The sequence below is a fragment of the Cytobacillus spongiae genome (assembly GCF_021390075.1).
Window position 1 is genome coordinate 429,118 of record NZ_CP089997.1, and the last position, 22,581, is coordinate 451,698.

General features: G+C 40.2%; 15 protein-coding genes. All 15 read left to right on the forward strand.

Annotated features, from left to right (window positions below; all coding sequences use genetic code 11):
- Positions 1 to 121: 121 nt before the first annotated feature.
- The 15 genes from LS684_RS02330 to gatA all read left to right on the forward strand — a co-directional run bounded on the left by LS684_RS02330 (position 122) and on the right by gatA (position 22,569).
- Entirely contained in the window at positions 122 to 1,867 is a 1,746-nt protein-coding gene (locus LS684_RS02330; RefSeq protein ID WP_233809560.1) for an adenine deaminase C-terminal domain-containing protein, read from the forward strand.
- Between the two features lie 54 nt (positions 1,868 to 1,921).
- Positions 1,922 to 2,959 (forward strand): DUF3048 domain-containing protein, encoded by a 1,038-nt coding sequence (locus LS684_RS02335; protein ID WP_233809562.1) that lies wholly within the window; start codon positions 1,922 to 1,924, stop codon positions 2,957 to 2,959.
- 24 nt (positions 2,960 to 2,983) lie between these two features.
- The gene (locus LS684_RS02340) at positions 2,984 to 3,292 is read left to right on the forward strand and encodes a YerC/YecD family TrpR-related protein (protein ID WP_233809564.1); all 309 of its coding nucleotides are present in this window, start codon (positions 2,984 to 2,986) and stop codon (positions 3,290 to 3,292) included.
- Between the two features lie 360 nt (positions 3,293 to 3,652).
- Positions 3,653 to 4,342 (forward strand): heptaprenylglyceryl phosphate synthase, encoded by a 690-nt coding sequence (gene pcrB / locus LS684_RS02345; protein WP_233809566.1) that lies wholly within the window; start codon positions 3,653 to 3,655, stop codon positions 4,340 to 4,342.
- 64 nt (positions 4,343 to 4,406) lie between these two features.
- Positions 4,407 to 6,626 (forward strand): DNA helicase PcrA, encoded by a 2,220-nt coding sequence (pcrA, locus tag LS684_RS02350; RefSeq protein WP_233809568.1) that lies wholly within the window; start codon positions 4,407 to 4,409, stop codon positions 6,624 to 6,626.
- A 29-nt stretch (positions 6,627 to 6,655) separates the two neighbouring features.
- A complete protein-coding gene (ligA, locus tag LS684_RS02355; RefSeq protein WP_233809570.1) occupies positions 6,656 to 8,662 on the forward strand; it encodes an NAD-dependent DNA ligase LigA in 2,007 nt (668 codons plus the stop codon).
- Positions 8,663 to 8,674: 12 nt separating this feature from the next.
- Complete coding sequence (locus LS684_RS02360; RefSeq protein WP_233809572.1) at positions 8,675 to 9,844, forward strand: CamS family sex pheromone protein; 1,170 nt, start codon at positions 8,675 to 8,677, stop codon at positions 9,842 to 9,844.
- A gap of 331 nt (positions 9,845 to 10,175) precedes the next feature.
- A complete protein-coding gene (gene pruA / locus LS684_RS02365; RefSeq protein ID WP_233807740.1) occupies positions 10,176 to 11,723 on the forward strand; it encodes an L-glutamate gamma-semialdehyde dehydrogenase in 1,548 nt (515 codons plus the stop codon).
- Between the two features lie 308 nt (positions 11,724 to 12,031).
- Positions 12,032 to 13,489 (forward strand): sodium/proline symporter PutP, encoded by a 1,458-nt coding sequence (gene putP / locus LS684_RS02370; RefSeq protein ID WP_233809574.1) that lies wholly within the window; start codon positions 12,032 to 12,034, stop codon positions 13,487 to 13,489.
- Positions 13,490 to 14,263: 774 nt separating this feature from the next.
- Positions 14,264 to 15,763: a sodium/proline symporter PutP gene (gene putP / locus LS684_RS02375; RefSeq protein ID WP_233809576.1), complete on the forward strand. Its 1,500-nt coding sequence runs from the start codon at positions 14,264 to 14,266 to the stop codon at positions 15,761 to 15,763.
- 132 nt (positions 15,764 to 15,895) lie between these two features.
- Positions 15,896 to 18,067 carry an MMPL family transporter gene (locus LS684_RS02380; RefSeq protein ID WP_233809578.1) on the forward strand — a complete coding sequence of 724 codons (2,172 nt, stop codon included), beginning with the start codon at positions 15,896 to 15,898 and terminating at the stop codon, positions 18,065 to 18,067.
- Positions 18,068 to 18,787: 720 nt separating this feature from the next.
- Entirely contained in the window at positions 18,788 to 20,071 is a 1,284-nt protein-coding gene (gene aceA, locus LS684_RS02385; protein WP_233809580.1) for an isocitrate lyase, read from the forward strand.
- A 145-nt stretch (positions 20,072 to 20,216) separates the two neighbouring features.
- Positions 20,217 to 20,651 (forward strand): YueI family protein, encoded by a 435-nt coding sequence (locus LS684_RS02390; protein WP_233809582.1) that lies wholly within the window; start codon positions 20,217 to 20,219, stop codon positions 20,649 to 20,651.
- A 157-nt stretch (positions 20,652 to 20,808) separates the two neighbouring features.
- Positions 20,809 to 21,099, forward strand: coding sequence for an Asp-tRNA(Asn)/Glu-tRNA(Gln) amidotransferase subunit GatC (gene gatC, locus LS684_RS02395; protein WP_233809584.1), 291 nt, complete (start codon positions 20,809 to 20,811; stop codon positions 21,097 to 21,099).
- Between the two features lie 12 nt (positions 21,100 to 21,111).
- On the forward strand, positions 21,112 to 22,569 hold the full coding sequence (gene gatA / locus LS684_RS02400; protein WP_233809586.1) for an Asp-tRNA(Asn)/Glu-tRNA(Gln) amidotransferase subunit GatA: 1,458 nt from the start codon (positions 21,112 to 21,114) through the stop codon (positions 22,567 to 22,569).
- Positions 22,570 to 22,581: the final 12 nt, after the last annotated feature.

Here is a 22,581-nt window from a genome sequence, read left to right on the forward strand (position 1 = left end):
TCACATAATATTAACAATCTAATTTGTTTATCTTTAATGCGTTAAATAACGAAATATGGTAGTATAAGTAAACGAACAATGAAAGGGTTTTCATTTATCGATCTGTAAGGAGGGGAGATTCGTGCTGGAACAGCGCTATCGTTGGAAAAACAAACATTTGCGTGACCAGGTTTCCGTCTTAGATGGAAAGCTTGCACCCACTATACTTCTAAAGAATGCCAAATACCTAAACCAGACCTTTCGAAAATGGATGACGGCAAATATATGGATATACGGAGATCGAATTGTCTATGTAGGCGATAGGACACCAGATTTGCTTGAGCATACGGAAATTATTGATTGCTCAAATTATTTGCTCGTTCCAGGCTATATAGAACCACATGCCCATCCGTTTCAGTTATATAATCCCCATTCTTTTGCTCGGTATGCATCCCAGTTTGGAACAACCGTATTAATTAACGACAATATGGCATTGATGCTTCAACTCGAGAAAAAGAAAGCATTTTCCTTATTAAGGGAAATGAGAAATATTCCATCCACCATGTACTGGTGGTGCCGTTTTGATGCCCAAACAGAACTACAAAATGAAGAATTTACATTTTCACATAGCGAAGTGAAATCCTGGCTTGAACATGATGCAGTTCTTCAGGGAGGCGAATTGACGGGTTGGCCAAGGTTGCTTGATGGCGATGATCTAATGCTCCATTGGATTCAAGAAGCTAAAAGAATGCGAAAGCAAATCGAAGGGCATTTTCCTGGTGCTTCAGAAAAAACTTTAGCGAAAATGATGTTGTTTGGTGCCGATTGTGATCACGAATCCATGACAGGTGAAGATGTCTTTAACCGCTTAATGCAGGGGTATACCGTATCCTTAAGAAACTCGTCGATTCGTCCAGATTTAGCGAAGCTATTAGACGAAATGCACGAAATAGGTATTACAACCTATGATAAATGTATGTTAACAACAGACGGGTCATCCGCCTCATTTTATGAGCAAGGAATCATTGATCAGATGATTCGAATCGCAATTGAAAAGGGAGTACCTATTATTGACGCCTATAATATGGGTACTGTTAATGTGGCGAAGTACTATAATATTGAATATTTACATGGAAACATTGCAACCGGTAGAGTAGCAAATATTAACTTCCTTACAGAAGAAACAAATCCGACGCCTGTATCGGTTATAGCAAAAGGGAAATGGGTGAAGCGTGAACATCAAGTAGTTGAAGATGCGTACCAACCAATTAATTGGAGGGAAAACGGACTAGATCCCCTCGAAATTAATTGGGAATTAACGATGGATGACCTACAATTCTCAATGCCTTTTGGTATTCAAATGGAGAATGCAGTGATTACAAAGCCATATTCTGTCTCTATTGATGCATCGTATGATGAACTCCCGCATACACATGATGAATGCTTTTTTATGCTGATTGATCGAAATGGGAAATGGCGCATTAATACGATATTAAAGGGGTTTGCCAGCAAATTGTCAGGGTTCGTTAGCTCCTTTTCGAACACGGGAGATCTCATATTAATTGGAAAGAATAAAGCGGATATGATGACAGCTTTTAAACGTATGAAAGAAATGGGTGGGGGAATTGTAGCTGCTGAAAACGGTAGCATTGTCCAAGAAATCCCATTGCCATTAAAAGGAGCGATGTCTGCTCAATCAGTAGAAGAGCTAATTGAGGTAGAAAAGCAGCTTCTCACATATTTAAAAGTAAAAGGCTATCGCTTTGCCGATCCAATCTACTCGTTATTATTCTTTTCGTCCACACATCTACCTTATATTCGAATTACCCAACGAGGAATGTATGATGTGATGAATAAAATGGTACTCTTTCCGTCGATAATGCGTTAAAATATAAAAGAGATATAGAACGAATCGTGATAATAGATGTACTAGGGGTGTTTTATGTATAAAAAATGGTTAGGGGTTTCAGCAGTTGCCCTGCTACTTCTGTCAGGCTGTAGCGGAAAAGAAGACGTCCAACCGAAAGAAGAATCATCAGAAGAGGTCGTAAAAAAGGTAGAAGCTGATACCGAATATACGAATCATTTCCCGTTAACGGGAGTCGGAACAAACGAAGATTTTGGAGGTAGAGCCGTCGCGGTTATGATTAATAATGACCCTAAGGCCAGACCTCAATCAGGACTTCATCAAGCAGATATTATTTATGAATTGTTGGCTGAAGGCAATATCACTCGTTTTTTAGCTATCTTTCAAAGTGAACAACCAGAAAAGGTAGGACCTGTTCGTAGCTCAAGGGATTATTATATTGACTTAGCCAAAGGATATAATAGCCTATATATTGCACATGGCTGGAGCCCTGAGGCAAAAGAAATGCTTACATCTGGTTATATTGATAACATAAATGGAATGGAATACGATGGAAGCCTATTCGAACGTGCAAGCTTCCGCCAAGCACCTCATAATTCCTATATTACCTTTGAGAACATCATAAAGGGTGCAAAGGAAAATGATTATGAAATGAAATCACCTCCTGCTTCACTTACCTTTTTAACGGAGAAAGAGGTGAAAGCACTTCAAGGGACCGAAGCGAAGTCGATTATGATTTCTTATTTTTCAAATGCGTTATTTCATCTCACCTATGAATACGACGAAGAGCTTGAGAAGTATAAACGATATACAAATGGTGAACTGACCAATGATATGGAATCAGAAGAGCCTGTGTTAATAGACAACCTTTTCATTGTGGAAATGGAACACGAAATCATCGATGCATCAGGAAGAAGAGAAATTAACTTGACGTCAGGTGGAAAAGGCTATTTAATACAAAAAGGGAAACGAAACGAAGTCGATTGGAAAAATGTCGATGGCAAAATTATTCCATTCGCAAATGGGAAAGAAGTGGGCCTCACACAAGGGAAAACGTGGATCAATGTTGTACCTACCAGTCCAGGAATCGATCAAATGGTTTCTATAGAATAGATGGAATAGAAGGAGTATTGAAACATGCAAATTGATAAACTAAGAGGGAAAGAATTAGATCAGTTGTTTAATGCAATCTTATCATTAAAAGACTTAGAAGAATGCTATCGATTTTTCGATGATCTTGCAACTGTGAATGAAATTCAATCATTGGCTCAACGTCTTGAAGTAGCTCGCATGTTACGTGAAGGGAAAACCTATCATAAAATTGAAACTGAAACAGGTGCGAGTACAGCGACCATCTCCCGTGTTAAGCGTAGCTTAAATTACGGAAACGATGCTTACGAAATGGCGCTTGATCGAATCAAAGAAGAAGTTCCAACAGAAGAATAAAGAAAAAAACCGAGTGAATTTACCCTTCACTCGGTTTTTTTAATGAGAGAAAAAAATCGATAAACGGAAATAGTGAGTGGAAAATATGCTTGTTGAATTAGAATTTTGTGCCGATCCCAAGGGGAAACGTGATATAAGGAAGCGACTGAGCTTTATGTGGAGCGAAATCTTCTAGCGTAGTAGCAGAATGATGAAGAGCAATCGTTCTAAATGATTTGAATGCGGGACTTACTTGAATGAACCTTATTCTGCTTTCTGAGCTATCACTCCATAATCGAAAACTCTACTTTCTATTCTTTTTTAATTAAATTAACAAATGCTATAATGATGTAATGGAATAATAGAATGGAGGCAATTTGGATGTACAATGTTCATGAGTGGCGTCATGTGTTTAAGCTAGATCCCAATAAAGAAATTTCCGATGGGGATTTAGAGAAAATTTGTGAATCTGGTACCGATGCGATCATTGTGGGAGGAACGGACGGAGTAACTCTCGAAAAGGTGTTAGATTTGATGGCGCGAATTAGACGTTTTACAGTGCCTTGTGTATTAGAAATTTCAAATATGGATTCTGTGACTCCTGGCTTTGATTTATATTTCATTCCAACGGTCCTAAATAGCAAAGAGGCAAGATGGATTACCGGTCTCCATCATGAAGCGGTCAAGGAATTTGGCGATTTAATGAATTGGGAAGAAATCTTTATGCAGGGTTATTGTATCTTAAATGAAAATTGTAAGGCAGCGCAATTGACTGGTGCGGAAGCAAATATTGCGGATGAGGATGTCATTGCCTATGCGATGATGGCGGAAAAAATGTTCCATTTGCCAATCTTCTATTTAGAATATAGCGGCGTATATGGTGACCCTGAACTTGTTGAAAAGGTAAAAAATACACTTGAACATACGAAGTTATTTTACGGCGGTGGCATTCGTACGATTGAACAGGCTAAAGAAATGGCTAGTAGAGCGGATGTTATTGTAGTCGGCAATGTTATTTATGAAGATTTAGAAGAAGCGCTAAAAACAGTTGAAACAGCAAAAGTGATTTGATAAATGAGTTAATAATCGGTACAATCAATACAAGAACATATGTTTGTGTGGTGGTGGAAACGAAATGCAATTTTTAACAGATAAATTATTAAATGGATTGAATCCAGAACAGCAAAATGCGGTAAAAGCAACAGATGGACCTTTATTAATTATGGCAGGAGCAGGGAGTGGTAAGACGCGGGTTCTGACACACCGAATTGCTTATTTAATGGTCGAAAAGGGTGTAAATCCTTATAACATTCTAGCGATTACGTTTACAAATAAAGCAGCCCGCGAAATGAGAGAGCGAATTCAAAGTATGTTAGGCGGAGCGGCGGATGATATTTGGATCTCGACGTTTCACTCCATGTGTGTAAGGATTTTACGCCGAGATATTGACCGAATCGGCTACAATCGAAATTTTACAATTCTCGATTCAACTGATCAACAATCGGTCATAAAGCTAATATTAAAAGAAAAAAATATTGATCCGAAAAAGTTTGACCCAAGAGCTATTTTAGGGTCTATTAGCAGTGCGAAAAATGAGCTTATTACACCAGAAGAGTTCGCAAAAACAACAGGTGCTTATTTTGATCAAGTGGTTAGTGATGTGTATACGGAATATCAAAAACGCTTGCGAAAAAATCAAGCACTAGATTTCGATGACCTAATTATGATCACGATTCAATTGTTCCAACGCGTTCCAGAAGTGCTCGAGTACTATCAAAGAAAATTCCAATATATTCATGTCGATGAGTATCAGGATACAAACCGTGCACAATATATGCTAGTTAAACAGCTCGCTTCTCGCTTTCAAAATATTTGTGTTGTCGGTGACTCGGATCAGTCAATCTACCGTTGGCGCGGTGCAGACATTGCGAATATCCTTTCCTTTGAAAAGGATTATCCTAGAGCAACATCTATTTTCCTAGAGCAAAACTATCGTTCCACGAAGCGCATTTTGTTAGCTGCGAACGAAGTCATTCAAAACAATGCGAACAGAAAGCCAAAGAATCTTTGGACGGAGAATGCGGAAGGAAATAAGATCAATTATTACCGAGCAGACAGCGAGCAAGGAGAGGCTCAGTTTGTTGCAGGAAAGATTAAAGAAATGCTTGATAGCGGAAAAAGAAAGCCTTCAGATATTTCAATCTTATATCGTACCAATGCTCAGTCGCGTGTGATGGAGGAAGTACTGCTCAAGTCGAATATTGAATACTCCATCGTTGGTGGAATTAAGTTCTATGATCGGAAGGAAATTAAGGATATACTAGCTTATCTTCGACTGATATCCAATCCAGATGACGATATCAGCTTGCAGCGGGTCATTAATGTTCCAAAGCGTGGAATAGGTTCAACCTCCCTTGATAAGATTGCTAATTTCGCTCAAATGCATGATATGTCCCTTTATCAAGCCTTGGATGCGATTGACTTGGTCGGAGTAAGCCCGAAAATAACGAAAGCCGCAGCAGAATTTCGAGATCTGATAAGAGGCTATACTCAAATGCAGGAATACTTATCTGTTACAGAATTAGTAGAAGAGGTGCTTGAGAAATCAGGCTACCGCGACATGCTGAAGGCAGAAAAGTCAATTGAAGCGCAGAGCAGACTTGAAAACATAGACGAGTTCTTGTCGGTTACGAAAAATTTCGAAGACAGTAGTGAAGATAAAAGCTTGATTGCATTCTTAACGGACCTAGCTCTAGTTGCTGACATAGATCGGTTAGATGATGATGGACAGCAGGTCGACTCGGTTGTCCTAATGACACTTCACTCAGCAAAAGGGTTAGAGTTTCCTGTTGTATTCTTAATCGGTTTAGAGGAAGGGGTATTCCCTCATAGTCGTTCTCTGATGGAGGAAATGGAGATGGAAGAAGAACGCCGTCTCGCTTATGTTGGAATTACTCGTGCTGAAGAAGAATTATTTATTACGAATGCGCAAATGCGTACTCTATTTGGCCGGACAAATATGAATCCTCCATCTCGTTTTATTAGTGAAATTCCTGAGAATCTGTTAGAGGGAGTACAGACTCGTCAACCCTCTCGAGCAGCATCTCCGTTTGGTGGAGCAAGACCACAAGCCCAGCAGATGAGAAAACCTGTGATGAGGCCGATGTCAACTTCAACTGGTGGAGACGAAATTGGCTGGGGAGTTGGAGATAAAGCTGAGCATAAAAAATGGGGAATTGGAACGGTCGTAAGTGTAAAGGGTGAAGGGGAAGGAAAAGAGCTAGATATTGCTTTTCCAAGTCCAGTAGGTATTAAACGTTTGCTTGCTAAATTTGCTCCAATTCAAAAAATATAAGCAATATGAACGAAGAAAGGGCTGGCATTATGGACCTTCAAATGGCAGAACAGAGAGTACAAGAATTACATCAGCTGTTGAATCAATATAATTATGAATATCATGTATTAGACAAGCCATCCGTACCAGATGCAGAATATGATCAATTAATCCATGAGCTTATTCAATTAGAAGAAGCTTTTCCAGGATTAAAGACACTTGATTCGCCTTCTCAGCGTGTGGGCGGAAGCATTCTTGATATGTTTGAAAAGGTTCAGCACGAAATTCCGATGCTGAGCTTAGGGAATGCGTTTAACGAGCAGGACTTGAGAGATTTCGATCGTCGGATTCGTCAAGCTGTAGGAGATCGATTCACTTATGTATGTGAATTAAAAATCGATGGTCTTGCCGTATCGCTTCGCTATGAAAACGGCCTTTTCATGCAAGGCGCTACTAGAGGAGATGGCACGATTGGGGAAGATATTACGTCTAATTTAAAGACGATACGCTCGATTCCCCTTCGTTTAAAAGATGAAGTGACCATGGAGGTACGAGGCGAAGCATTTATGCCAAAAAAGTCCTTTGAATCCCTTAATCAGGCTAAGGTTGAAAAAGGTGAGGAGCCATTTGCAAATCCTAGAAATGCAGCTGCAGGTTCTTTACGTCAACTTGATCCTAAGATGGCAGCATCTCGTAACCTTGATATTTATCTGTATAGCATTGCCAACATAGGTGAGCTAAATATCCATTCCCATAGCCAGGGCCTCACATATTTAGATGAGCTTGGCTTCAAAACGAATAAAGAAAGAAAAACATGCCCAACGATTGAAGAGGTCATTGAATATGTAGATGGTTGGGTGGAAAAAAGGCCGAGCCTTCCGTACGAAATTGATGGTATTGTGATCAAGGTTGATTCACTTGATCAGCAAAAAGAGCTAGGTACAACTGCCAAAAGTCCTCGCTGGGCAATCGCTTATAAATTCCCAGCAGAGGAAGTTGTTACTACATTAAAGCATATTGAGTTAAGTGTTGGCCGAACGGGGGTTGTGACACCTACTGCTATATTAGAGCCGGTACAAGTGGCAGGTACAACTGTTCAGCGAGCTTCCTTACACAATGAGGACTTGATTCGTGAGAAGGATATTCGAATTGGTGATCAAGTGGTTATTAAGAAAGCTGGTGATATCATACCTGAGGTTGTAAATGTACTAGCAGACCGCCGCACAGGTGATGAAATGGAATTTTCCATGCCAACACATTGCCCGGAATGTGAAAGCGAGCTCGTTCGTTTAGAGGAAGAAGTTGCCCTACGCTGTATGAATCCGAAATGTCCAGCGCAAATCCGTGAAGGGCTCATTCACTTTGTCTCAAGAAATGCGATGAACATTGATGGCCTTGGGGAGAAAGTGATTAGCCAGCTGTTTGCAGAAAAGCTGATTCAAGATGTAGCTGACTTGTATAAGCTTACATATGATCTATTAATTCAGCTTGAACGTATGGGAGAAAAGTCGGCTAATAATCTTTTACAAGCAATTGAGGTTTCAAAGGACAACTCTCTTGAAAAATTGTTATTTGGCTTGGGTATACGTCATGTAGGTGCCAAAGCAGCGAAAACACTTTCACAAACGTTTGGGACAATGAGCGAGCTTGCGAAAGCTTCGAGAGAAGAGCTTACGGCTATCAATGAAATCGGAGACAAAATGGCCGATTCGATTGTGACATTTTTTGATATGGAAGAAGTTCAAGAGCTTTTAGAAGAATTGGTTTCAGCAGGTGTAAATATGGAATACAAAGGACCAAAGCCCGTTTCGGTTGAAGACTCTGATTCGTTTTTTGCAGGAAAGACAGTCGTTTTAACGGGCAAACTCGAGCAAATGAGCCGAAATGAAGCGAAGGATCAGATTGAGCAGCTTGGTGGAAAAGTAGCAGGAAGTGTTAGTAAGAAGACAGATCTTGTCGTAGCTGGGGCAGATGCGGGATCAAAGCTAGCCAAAGCAGAGGAATTGGGAATCGAGGTATGGTCTGAGGAGAAGCTGCTTGAAGAACTAAGTAAATAGAGGTGTGGAAGCGTGAGAAAATTATCGATGATCGCTCTTTCTCTGATTCTTTTATTAACTGGTTGTGCACCAAACTTCCAAAAGGAAGAAGAGGTTGTACAAGAGAATGAAGATACGAAGAAGAAAGCGATCATTCCAAAATATCAAATATCCGATCAGTTTTATCGAACACTGCTGCCTTTTGAACCAAGTGAGGCAAGAGGTCTAGTCGTGAACAACATTAATACACGCTATGATATTAATGAATTTGAAACAGGTTTAATGAGGATGGCCCAAACGGCGTTTGATCCGGAAAATTATCTGTTTCAAGAAGGCCAATATTTAGAGCGTGACGAGGTTCGTTTGTGGCTGAATCGGCAGTATACGAAAGAGCAGTTAAAGGAAAACGGCTTAAGCGATGAAGAAAATATTGGACTTAATCCCTTAGACGAGGGTAAGGGAGATATTAAGGAACGAAACGAAAAAAATCCGATCTATTTAGCCCATATCCTTGAGCATAATTACTTAAAGAAGGATGACGATGGGACGGTACGATTAAAAGGGGTTGTCATTGGGCTAGCAATGAATTCCGTTCATTATTATCAAAAGGTCCAATATGGAGCGACGTTTGAAAAGCAAATCGATCATGACGCAGTTGAACGAGAAGGAAAAAAAATCGCTCAAGAGGTAATCAAAAGGCTTCGAAACAAAGACGACCTCAAGGATGTGCCGATTACGATTGCACTATTCGAACAGGAAGACCGTGCATCCGTAGTACCTGGTAACTTTTTTGCTTATTCAAAGGTAGATAAGGGAAGCAATTCAATTAATAAATGGGAAAAGGTAGAAGAAGAATATTTTCTTTTTCCATCTGACGATGCGAAGGATAAGCATCGTGACGATCTAACCTTTTTCCTAAACTTTAAGCAAGATGTAGAAGAGTATTTCCCTAACTTCAACGGAGTCATTGGAAAAGCGTTCTATGTACAAGGTCAGCTACAAGAACTAAATATCTCCATCCCCATTCAGTTCTACGGGAAAGCAGAAGCAGTTGGCTTTACCCAATATGTAGCAGGGCTGGTCATGGAGCACTTTCCTGAGTATATTACCGTTCAGGTAGAAGTTTCATCCGTTAATGGGCAAGAAGCATTAATCGTACGGAAGGCCAATCAGGACGAACCATTTGTTCATATCTATAATTAATGTTGAAAGAGGCAGGAGACCTGCCTCTTTCACTATGTGAACGTGCCTAGTATTCTTTGTCTTTTTTAGAGAGCATATTTCAAAAATGACCAATTTCTATTAATAACTACCTATTCAACGGTTACCACACAATCACTAGCCATGCTAAAAAAGCTCCAGAGTCCACTAACTAATAACCAGTCATTAGAAAAAGTTGAATTTAGAAAATAAACAACTATTCGAATGTTTGAAGATAAGATATGAATCGTGTAAAATGTGTAGTGGATGAAAACGTTTTATCTAGTAAGACTTTTTGTCATTGCTAAATACATTACATAGGAGGCGTATGGAAATGGTGCAACCTTACAAGCATGAGCCATTTACGGATTTTTCTGTAGAGGAAAATCGTCAAGCTTATTTAGAAGGGTTAAAGAAAGTAGAAAGCTATTTAGGTCAAGATTATGATTTAGTAATCGGTGGAGAGCGTATCTCTACAGAAGACAAAATCGTCTCTATTAATCCAGCAAATAAAGAAGAAATGATCGGCCGTGTATCAAAGGCAAACAAAGAGCTTGCGGAAAAAGCAATGCAAGCGGCAGTTGAAGCGTTCAAAACGTGGAGAAAAGTGAAGCCAGAAACACGTGCGGACGTTCTATTCAAAGCAGCTGCGATCATCCGTCGCCGCAAGCATGAGTTCTCTGCCCTTCTAACAAAAGAAGCAGGGAAGCCTTGGAAGGAAGCGGATGCGGATACAGCAGAAGCAATCGATTTCCTCGAATTTTATGCTCGTCAAATGTTAAAAATCAAAGACGGAGTTCCTGTGAACAGCCGTCCGAATGAATATAACCGTTATGACTACATTCCTTTAGGAGTAGGCGTCATTATTTCACCTTGGAACTTCCCACTTGCGATCATGGCAGGTACAACAGTGGCTGCGATTGTAGCCGGGAACCCAGTTCTATTAAAGCCAGCTTCAACGACTCCAGTAGTAGCTGCGAAATTCGTAGAAGTGATGGAAGAAGCAGGTCTACCAGCAGGCGTTCTGAACTTCGTACCAGGTAGCGGTGCAGAAGTCGGTGATTACTTAGTTGACCATAAGGACACTCGCTTCATCTCATTCACTGGCTCTCGTGATGTAGGTCTACGCATTTATGAGCGTGCATCCAAGCTAAACGATGGCCAAATCTGGTTAAAGCGCGTAATCGCTGAAATGGGCGGGAAAGATACAATCGTCGTTGATAGCGATGCAGATCTTGAGCTAGCGGCACAATCCATCGTTGCAGGCGCATTCGGCTTCTCAGGCCAAAAATGTTCAGCTTGTTCACGTGCGGTAATCGTTGAAGATGTGTACGATCACGTGTTAAACCGTGTAGTGGAATTAACGAAGGAATTAACTGTTGGAAACCCTGAAGAACAAAGCCATTTCATGGGTCCAGTTATCGACCAAAGCGCATTTGATAAAATTATGAGCTACATTGAAATGGGCAAGCAAGAAGGAAAGTTAATGGCAGGAGGAGAAGGGGACAGCTCAAAAGGCTTCTTCATTCAACCAACTGTAGTAGCTGACCTAAAGCCAACAGACCGCTTAATGCAGGAAGAAATCTTCGGACCAGTTGTTGGTTTCACAAAAGCGAAGGATTTCTCTGAGGCAATCGAGATCGCAAACAACACAGAGTACGGCTTAACAGGTGCTGTCATCACAAGAAACCGTGCACACATCGAGCAAGCTCGTGAAGACTTCCATGTTGGAAACCTATACTTTAACCGTAGCTGTACAGGTGCGATTGTTGGATACCAACCATTTGGTGGCTTCAACATGTCAGGAACCGATTCAAAAGCAGGTGGCCCGGACTACCTACTTCTTCATATGCAAGCGAAGACAACTTCTGAAATGTACTAAACTATTACTAGAACCCCCCCTTTCTTTTGAGAGAGGGGGTTTTTGTTGTTTCAAGGATAGATACCGACGCTACCAAACGGCATTATGATTAGTACCAGATAAAGCTAAAGATGGAATGCAGATCTTGTAATCTTGTAGAAAGCCTCATATTCAGTGTACAGACTGCATAAGCAATAATAAAGGGGACAAAAGGAGGTGAAAGGATGGACCTTTCAGCTGCGACAATCTTTTGGCTGTTTGTACCGATGCCATTGTTAATCTTGCTATCAATTATCACGTATTTCACTGAGAGGAGGGAGTAATTTTATATGTCAATGCCAACGTTAGTTACATTTATTGTATATTTAACTGGGATGCTTGCAATTGGAATTTTATTTTACCGAATGACCAATAATTTATCAGATTATGTATTAGGTGGGCGAACGTTAGGACCTGGAGTAGCAGCATTAAGTGCTGGTGCGTCTGATATGAGCGGTTGGCTATTACTAGGTCTACCAGGGGCCGCGTATGTCGCTGGGTTTTCGAGTATTTGGATCTGTATAGGTTTGGCTATTGGGGCGTATTTCAATTGGCAATTTGTAGCGAAACGCCTCCGAGCTTACACAGAGGTATCAAGGGATTCAATTACAATTCCGGATTATTTGGAAAATCGCTTTCGTGATCGTTCAAAGCTCTTACGTGTATTTTCTGCATTAGTAATCTTGCTGTTTTTTACCTTCTATACTTCTTCTGGGATGGTAGCCGGCGGCAAGCTGTTTGAGAGTTCCTTTGAAATGGAATACTCAACTGCCCTTTGGATTGGTGCAATCGTCATTATTTCTTATACTTTCCTAGGAGGTTTCCTCGCGGTAAGTTGGACAGATTTTGTTCAAGGGATATTAATGTTCTTTGCCTTGATCATAGTGCCCATTGCAGCAATCAATGAAGTAGGTGGATGGAACGAAGCCGTGCAGACAGTAGGATCATTAAAGTCTGAAGGCTTAGATGTTTTTGCGGGGACGACGGCGATTGGAATCATTTCTTCTATGGCGTGGGGGTTAGGGTATTTTGGTCAACCACATATAATCACGCGGTTTATGGCGTTACGATCAACAAAGGACGTTCCTAAAGCACGTTTAATTGGAGTCGTGTGGATGGTACTAGGGTTATTTGGTGCTGTATTTACTGGGTTTGCAGGGATTGCTTACTTTGCTGATATGCCATTATCAGACCCAGAAACGGTATTCATTGATTTTACGCAAGTATTATTTAACCCATGGGTAGCGGGAATTTTACTCGCTGCTATATTATCAGCGATTATGAGTACGATAGATTCTCAGTTGCTTGTTTCATCAAGTGCAGTGGCAGAAGATTTCTATAAAGCGATCTTTAAACGAAATGCAAGTGAAAAAGAGCTAGTATGGGTTGGGCGAATCTCCGTAGTTGTAATCGCCATCATTGCGATCGTGCTAGCGATGAATCCAGAAAGCTCTGTTCTAGGTCTAGTCAGCTATGCATGGGGAGGATTTGGTGCTGCCTTCGGACCGGTCATTATTCTCTCTCTTTTCTGGAAGCGGATGAACCGAAATGGAGCATTGGCAGGTATTATAAGTGGAGCGATCACCGTCATCGTATGGAAGCAGCTATCTGGAGGCTTATTTGAAATATACGAGATTGTTCCTGGCTTTCTCATTTGTACATTAAGCATAATAATCTTTAGCCTTGCAACAAAAGCACCGCCTAAGGAAATTGAAGATGAATTTGAAGAGGCCAAGGCGGCGATGTAACGGAATTTGCATACAAGAAAGAAGCGGAAGGCGATTGACGCCTAAGGGAATTGAATGAAAGATAAGAAACTATAGACTTGGAGAGCGCGCGAGCCTTAGGCGATGAAGACCCAAAAATAGCAAAAAACAAGAGCCGTCATAAGGCCGATGAAGACCAAAACTAGAAGAAAACTAGAGTAAAAAGGCCATCATAAGGCAGATGAAGACCAAAAGTAGGAGAAAACAAGTGCTAAGAGGCCAGCATAAGGTCGATGAAGACCAAAAGTAGGAGAAAACTAGAGGCAAAAGGCCATCATAAGGCAGATGAAGACCAAAAGTAGAAGAAAACTAGAGCCAAAAGGCCATCATAAGCGCGTTGAAGACGAGAATTTTTAAAAAAAGAGCGCCCCCTTCTATTTTCTATATTCCAGAGTGAGCTGCTTGTATCAGCTCACTCTTTCCTTGTTTTTTATTGAAAATTCATCAATTTAGTAACTTAATTTTATAAATTTCTCTGAATAGATATTAAAATGTAAACGATTTCATAAAAATATATGCAAATATTTTGTATTATTATTCATTTCACTTCAGGTTATCTGAATTTTCACTTTGTTATAAGGTGAAAACTATGTTACGATTTATAGCGTTGTGGCGAGTTAGGGCTTTGGTTGAATGGTATATTCTATCTGTCTGAAAGAGATTAAATTGTATATTTTCTCATAAATAATGAATAGAAAGAACCTGCATTCGTCTATAGCAAAATTTATGTATTGGAAGGAGAAATGCTTTAAATCAATGGAAACTGCAACGTTAATAACCTTTATTGTGTATTTAGTAGCAATGCTGATCATTGGATTAGTATCATACAAGTTAACTAGTAATCTATCTGACTATGTATTAGGAGGAAGAAGCTTAGGACCGGGAGTAACCGCATTAAGCGCAGGTGCTTCTGATATGAGTTCATGGTTATTACTAGGGTTACCTGGATTAGCGTATGCCACAGGATTAGATTCAATTTGGATGTGTGTAGGTTTACTAATTGGTGCCTATTTAAACTGGAAATTTGTTGCCTCAAGATTACGCTCCTATACCGAGGTTTCAAACGATTCAATCACGGTCCCCGACTTTTTTGAAAACCGCTTTAAGGATCGATCACGTTTATTACGTGTGATATCTGCTCTCGTAATATTAATCTTTTTCACATTTTACGCGTCATCAGGTCTTGTGGGAGGAGCCCTTCTTTTCCAAGAAACCTTTGGGATGACTTATAATACCGCGTTATTAATTGGAGCGATTGTGATCATTTCGTATACGTTCCTTGGTGGTTTTTTAGCGGTAAGCTGGACGGATTTCTTCCAAGGCTTATTGATGTTTCTTGCACTCATTGTGGTACCTATTATCGCAATTGTTGATCTTGGCGGCTGGGGAGAGACGATGGATAAGGTTAGACAAATAGATCCGTCTTACCTAGACGCAGTAGATACAATGTCAGGATTAGGAATCATTTCTCTTATGGCATGGGGACTAGGATATTTCGGACAACCACATATTATTACACGCTTTATGGCTATTAAATCGGTTGAGGAGGTTCCGAAAGCTCGATTTTATGGAATGACATGGATGACAATATCCATAGTCGGCGCCATTGTGGTCGGACTTGTAGGGATTGCTTCCTTTGCAAACGATCCGCTTATTGTTGGAGATGTAGATAATAGTGAGAAAGTATTTATTTTCTTTGCGGATCTATTATTTAATCCATGGGTATCTGGGATTTTACTTGCAGCGATTCTATCAGCAATTATGAGTACTATTGATTCTCAATTACTTGTTTCCTCAAGTGCGTTAGCAGAGGATTTTTACAAAGCTCTATTTAGAAAAAATGCAAGTGATCAAGAGCTTGTATGGGTCGGACGAATAGGTGTAATCGTAATTGCACTTGTTTCAATTATATTAGCGTATAATGGTAACCCAGAAAAAGGCGGAGCTTCTGTACTTGATCTTGTGAGCTACGCATGGGGCGGTTTTGGAGCTGCTTTTGGTCCAGTGGTGATTATGTCCCTTTATTGGAAGAGGATGAATCGAAATGGAGCTCTAGCAGGGATGGTTACTGGAGCTGTAACCGTTGTCGTATGGAAACAGCTAACAGAAAGAGGGATTATTCCATTTGAACTGTATGAAATTGTTCCAGGATTCATATTAGCATTCGTCGCAATTATCATCTTTAGCTTAATTGGTCGCGAGCCGAAAAAGGTTATTAAAGAAGAGTTTAATGAAGCAATTGAGCAAGATTTGTAAACTAAGTGTCATCCCGTTCACGATTTATGTGTGCGGGATTTTTTATATTAGGAGGTTGATGGAAGTTACTATACAAATGTGATTTTCCCCTACATAATAGAAGAAGTGTCTTTTGATGAAGGAGGAATAGGGATGATAAAGTGGGGAAATGGCGTTTACCGTTTTCGAAAAATCATTATCATTATATGGGTGCTAGTGATTGGCTTTTTTAGTTTTTACGCTGTTAAGCTTCCCTCTGTATTAGGTGGAAATGGTTTTGAATACGATGGAGAATTTAGAAAAACAAAGCAAATTCTTCAAGAGGATTTCAATCAAGCAGAATCCTCGATCATCCTATTTTTTGAAAAAGAAGCTGAAATCTCAGATGAAAAGTTTAAGACTTTTATCGGGGAGCATTTAGAGATGGCGAGCGAGCTAGAGGTCGTAGATGAAGCGGTCTCTCCATTAAATAGAGAGGATATGTTAAAGAAGGACATGGCCTATGCTGTTCTGAATCTTAACAAAGGAGCAGAAGAGGTAGGAGACGCGATTACAGAGCTACGAGAAGGATTAAGGCAAGAAGAGGGGATGAAGGTTCAATTGACTGGCGAGCCTGTAATCGTGAAGGATTTAAACCAAGCGAGTCAAGATGACCTTGCGAAGGCAGAAATGATCGGACTACCAATTGCATTAGTCGTGCTACTGCTAGCTTTTGGAGGCCTAATAGCAGCTGGCATTCCACTGGTAATCGGGGTCGTCACTATTTTGACTTCGATGGGAATCACCTACTTTATGAGTTATCAAATGGACCTATCCATCTTCATATTGAATATTGTACCGATGATTGGATTAGCACTTAGCATTGATTTTGCTTTATTAGTCATTAATCGGTTTAAGGAAGAAATCAACAATAGGTCTATTCAAGAGGCTGTTGCTGTAACCGTTGCTACAGCTGGGCGTTCAATCATCTTCTCAGGCCTATGTGTGTTTATCGGTCTATCAGGCTTGCTATTTATTCAAATAGATATTTTTCAAAATGTAGCTGTTGGCGGAATGTCAGTTGTCTTTGTGTCGGTGCTTGCTGCAATAACGTTATTACCTGCGATACTCGGGATGCTTGGAAAGAAAATTAATTCATTAAGTGTATTAAAAATGAACAAGAAGCGCGCAACTGCATGGGAGTCATTCGCGAAGCTAGTGATGAAGCGCCCTGTGATGATGGCGATTCTAGGTCTAACCATCTTAATTGGAGGCTTACTTCCCGTAAAGGATATGAATCTATCCGTTCCAGGAACAGAGGCCCTGCCGCCTAACTATGAATCACGAGTTGCGTTTGATGCCTTTGAAAAAGCTTTTATTGAGGAAAACCGTTCAGATGCAAATAGAGTCGTTATCGTTGCGGAAGGGAAGGGAGAAATCCTTGATTCGGCCAATTTAGAGGATATAGATATACTTTTAGATGATTTGCATAAAGAAGAAATCGTGGATTCAATTGAGTCTATCTATTCGGCTTTTAATGTTGAACAAGCAGAGGAACTTTCGTATATCCTTCAACAAAGTGATTCAAGAAGTATTGCTCCTGCTGTAGAATATTATACTAGTGGTGAAAAAATGCTCTTGCACGTGTATTTAAACAAGGATGAATCGACAAGCTCTATGCGAAAATGGGTAAGTGAATGGAAAACAGAAAGCACTGAATTAGAAATTTATCTTGGTGGCCAAATCAAATTTGAGCAAGAAATCTTTGATGAGATTTTTGAAAAAGCTCCATATGGGTTGGCACTCATCTTAATCTCAACCTTCTTGATTTTAATGGTGGCCTTTCGGTCGCTGTTAATTCCAATTAAAGCAATCATCATGAATATTTTAAGCTTAACCGCTACGTTCGGAATAGTCGTTTGGATTTTTCAAGGGGGTCACTTTGGGATAGAGGCAACCGATATTGCCCTTGTTCTCCCAGTGTTTGTTTTTAGCCTAGTTTTTGGATTATCGATGGACTATGAAGTGTTCCTCATTTCGAGAATTCATGAAGTGTATAACGAAACACTTGATAATACAACCGCTACGCTGAAAGGACTAACATCAACGAGTAAAATCATTACATCAGCAGCACTTATTATGATTGTTGTAACAGGAGCCTTTGCCTTTACTGGAGTTATGCCAGTGAAGCAAATGGGTGTCGGCATCGCGCTGGCTATTTTCGTCGATGCCACCATTGTCCGTATGGTGCTCGTCCCTGCATTAATGAAGCTACTAGGCGATTGGAACTGGTGGTTCTTTGGCTTCAAACATAAAAAGGCAAAAGAATATAAACAAGTGTCTTAAACGAAAGCACCCTAAGGGGTGCTTTTTTATGTGTCGCAGTGGCAGTTCGCCTTAGCAAGGGAGCACGACGTGGCTTGAGCTCCTTTAGGTTAGGTGCTTTTGGTGAAATACGTATATATGGGTTAAAGTCACGGAAATGTTGCTGAGAGTTACGGATTTGTTCAAAATAGTTACGGATATTTTAGGTTAAGCCACGAATATATTAAAGAGCGGAAGGAAGCCAGTTCATAAATGGAAATTGCTAATAAATCTCAAATTTCGCGGATATCGATGGATTTTAGCTGATATCATTTCAATTTCACTGATTTCCACTGAGAAATCGCAGATATCATCCGCTTCACTCACTCAATTCGCTGGGATAGCCTAATCATCCATATTATGCTCTTTAAATGAACGGTTCTACATAAAACGAAGGGTGTACAATCGGAAAAGATATAGGGTAACTTCAGGATTTGGTATCGGAGAGTCGCACAATCGCTTATCACTAATACAGCAGTGGAACAGTTGTCGAATGAAATTTCAGAAAAATCTTATAAAAAGGGTTCCATTTTAGAAAATGCTGTTATATAATACAAAACATAGAAATTAATTTGTATTATAACAAGAGGTGATCAGAAAGGACAATAAATTGGATAAAAAAATTACACCTCTGAGATGACTAGAATTTGAGAAGCCATTTTGAAAGATTCATAGACATATATTTAAAGGAGGATTTTATACATGACAAACGAAAGAGTAAGACAGTTAGAAGAAAGCTGGGAAATGGATAAGCGCTGGAGTGGGATTGAGAGACCATATACAGCTGAAGAAGTAATTAAATTACGTGGTTCAATTGATATAGAGCATACTTTGGCTCGCCGTGGAGCTGAAAAGCTATGGCAGCTTGTAAATGAAGAGGATTATGTAAATGCTTTAGGTGCATTAACAGGGAATCAAGCGGTTCAACAAGTAAAAGCAGGATTAAAAGCAATCTATTTAAGTGGCTGGCAGGTTGCAGCAGATGCAAACTTATCTGGAAATATGTATCCAGACCAAAGCTTATATCCAGCAAATAGCGTACCAAATGTAGTTAAGCGAATTAACCAAGCGCTTCAGCGAGCGGATCAAATCCACCATTCGGAGGGGGATAATTCTATTGACTGGTTTGCACCGATTGTGGCTGATGCAGAAGCAGGCTTTGGAGGACAATTGAATGTATTCGAGCTGATGAAAGGCATGATCGAATCAGGAGCTGCAGGAGTTCACTTTGAGGACCAGCTTTCTTCAGAGAAAAAATGTGGGCATTTAGGCGGAAAGGTTTTACTACCAACACAAACAGCGGTTCGAAACTTAATTTCTGCACGTCTTGCTGCAGATGTAATGGGGACTCCGACACTTGTCATTGCTCGTACGGATGCCAATGCAGCAGATTTAATTACAAGTGATGTAGATCCTTGTGATGCTCCATTTATTACGGGTGAACGTACACCAGAAGGCTTCTTCCGTACAAATGCAGGTCTTGACCAAGCAATTGCACGTGGATTAGCATACGCTCCATACGCTGACTTGATCTGGTGTGAAACATCTGAGCCTAATTTAGACGAAGCTAGACGATTTGCCGAAGCAATTCATGAGAAGTTCCCAGGAAAGTTACTAGCATATAACTGCTCACCATCTTTCAACTGGAAAAAGAAGCTGGACGATGAAACAATTGCGAAGTTCCAAGTGGAGCTTGGGAGAATGGGTTACAAGTTCCAATTCGTTACACTTGCAGGATTCCATGCTCTAAATTACAGCATGTTTGAGCTAGCACGTGGCTACAAGGATCGAGGAATGGCAGCGTACTCTGAGCTTCAAGAAGCTGAGTTTGGCAGTGAGCAATACGGATATTCTGCAACTAGACACCAACGCGAAGTAGGTACAGGTTACTTTGATCAAGTATCAATGGTTATCACAGGTGGAACCTCTTCAACAACTGCGCTTAAAGGCTCAACAGAAGAAGAGCAATTTACTTCAGCGAAATAATATCAATAAAAAGATCAGCCCTCACACGAAACGTGTTACAATGGGGCTGATCTTTTTTTTCTTGCATTCAGTTTAAACGTACACTCTTTTAGTAAAAATACATACATAATAATAGCGAGACGATTGCGAGAGGGGTAGGAAACCGATGGATCGATCAAATGTAGATGATTATATAAAGCAAGGAATCTATGGGCAAAAGGAAACAAAGCCTGATGAACGAAGGAAGTTCCTTGGAACACTACGGGAACGAATTGTGATTGCTCTTACGCAAGGGCAGCTACGCGAAAATAAAATTTATCCAGAGGTAGTCGATGCCTTTAAAGCAAATACACAAGCTCATTTATTCCTAAACGGACATATGAATTATGAGTACCTCTCAAGATATATAAAGGAAGCAAATAAATTTGAGATCGAATATACAATTGTGACAAATCAAGAGCATAATTCCGAAATCGGTCTTGTACTAGCCTTTGACTATGCCATCGACCAAGAAGAAATTTATGTGAAAAAGAAAGTAGATATCGAACCACAGCAAAAACCAAAAGGTATTGCTTCCCTTTTTCATAAGCTGTTTTCATAAACAGATTTCTTAGGCTGTATATAGTATTCAAAAAAGTAGCGTATGCACGCTACTTTTTTAGTAGGAAAAGAAAGGTGTTGTTGCTTTAATATAGTAAATTTTGATATTATCATTATTAATATTATGTGATTGTTCGAACAAATATGGGGGTGAAGAGATGTCGAGAATATCGATTGATCAAGTAAAGCATGTTGCCCATTTGGCAAGATTGGCGATAACAGCAGAGGAAGCAGAAAAGTTTCAGAAAAACCTAGATGCAATTATTTCAGCAGCAGAGCAGCTGAAGGAAGTGGACACAGAAGGAGTGGAGCCCACTTCTCATGTACTAGATATGAAGAACGTCATGCGGGAAGATCAAGCAGGCAAAGGGTTGACTCAAGAAGAAGTGCTTAGAAATGTACCAGAATCAGAGGCAGGACAAATAAAGGTTCCGTCCATTATCGAGTAAGGAGGGGAAAAGATGAGTTTATTCCATTATAAAGTAGCTGATCTTCACCAGCTATTACATAAAAAAGAAATACGTGTAACAGACCTTGTGGATGAAGCCTATAAAAGAATTCAAGAGGTAGATGGGCAGGTCGAGGCGTTTTTAACATTAGATGAAGAAAGAGCCCGTCAACAAGCGAAGGAATATGACCAACGCTTAGGTACAGACGATTCAAAAGGGCTTTTATTTGGGATGCCAATTGGGATCAAAGATAATATTGTAACAAAGGATTTACAAACGACTTGTGCGAGTAAAATACTCGAGGGCTTCGATCCAATCTATGATGCAACCGTCATGAGAAAATTACATAATGCTGAGACGATTACAATTGGAAAGCTCAACATGGATGAGTTCGCAATGGGCTCTTCTAATGAAAACTCAGCTTATAAGAAAACGAAAAATCCATGGAATCTAGAAAGAGTGCCAGGAGGTTCATCGGGTGGATCAGCAGCAGCAGTTGCAGCTGGTGAGGTACCGTTTTCTCTCGGTTCTGATACAGGAGGATCGATCCGTCAACCAGCTGCATTTTGTGGTGTGGTCGGACTAAAGCCAACCTATGGACGAGTATCACGCTTTGGTCTTGTGGCATTTGCGTCATCTCTAGATCAAATTGGACCAATTACAAGAACAGTTGAAGATAATGCTTATTTATTACAAGCCATTTCAGGGCAAGATCCAATGGATTCTACATCTGCTAATTTACAGGTGCCAAGCTTTGTTGATTCATTAACTGGTGACATCAAAGGCTTGAAAATTGCCGTTCCTAAGGAATATTTAGGAGAAGGGGTAGGAGAAGAAGCGCGACAATCAGTACTCGATAGCTTAAAGGTACTTGAGAAGCTAGGTGCTACGTGGGAAGAAGTATCCTTGCCGCATTCTAAATATGCACTAGCTACGTATTACCTTTTAGCTTCTTCAGAAGCATCAGCAAACCTTGCACGCTTTGATGGAGTCCGCTATGGTTATCGTTCTCCGAATGCAGATACTTTAATGGAACTTTACAAGAATACGCGTTCAGAGGGGTTTGGGGAAGAGGTAAAACGTAGAATTATGCTTGGTACTTTTGCGTTAAGCTCTGGATATTATGATGCCTATTATAAAAAAGCACAAAAAGTTCGGACGTTAATTAAGCAGGATTTTGAAAATGTATTTGAAAAATATGATGTGATTATTGGGCCAACTACGCCTACACCTGCGTTTAAAATCGGAGAAAATATGGATGATCCATTAACGATGTATGCGAATGATATCTTAACGATTCCAGTAAACTTAGCGGGTGTTCCTGGGATTTCTGTTCCATGCGGATTTGCTAATGGTTTACCGCTCGGATTACAAATCATCGGAAAGCATTTTGATGAAGGTACCGTTTATCGTGTTGCACATGCATTCGAGCAAGCAACCGATTTTCATAAACAAAGACCACAATTGTAAGGGGTGAGGAAG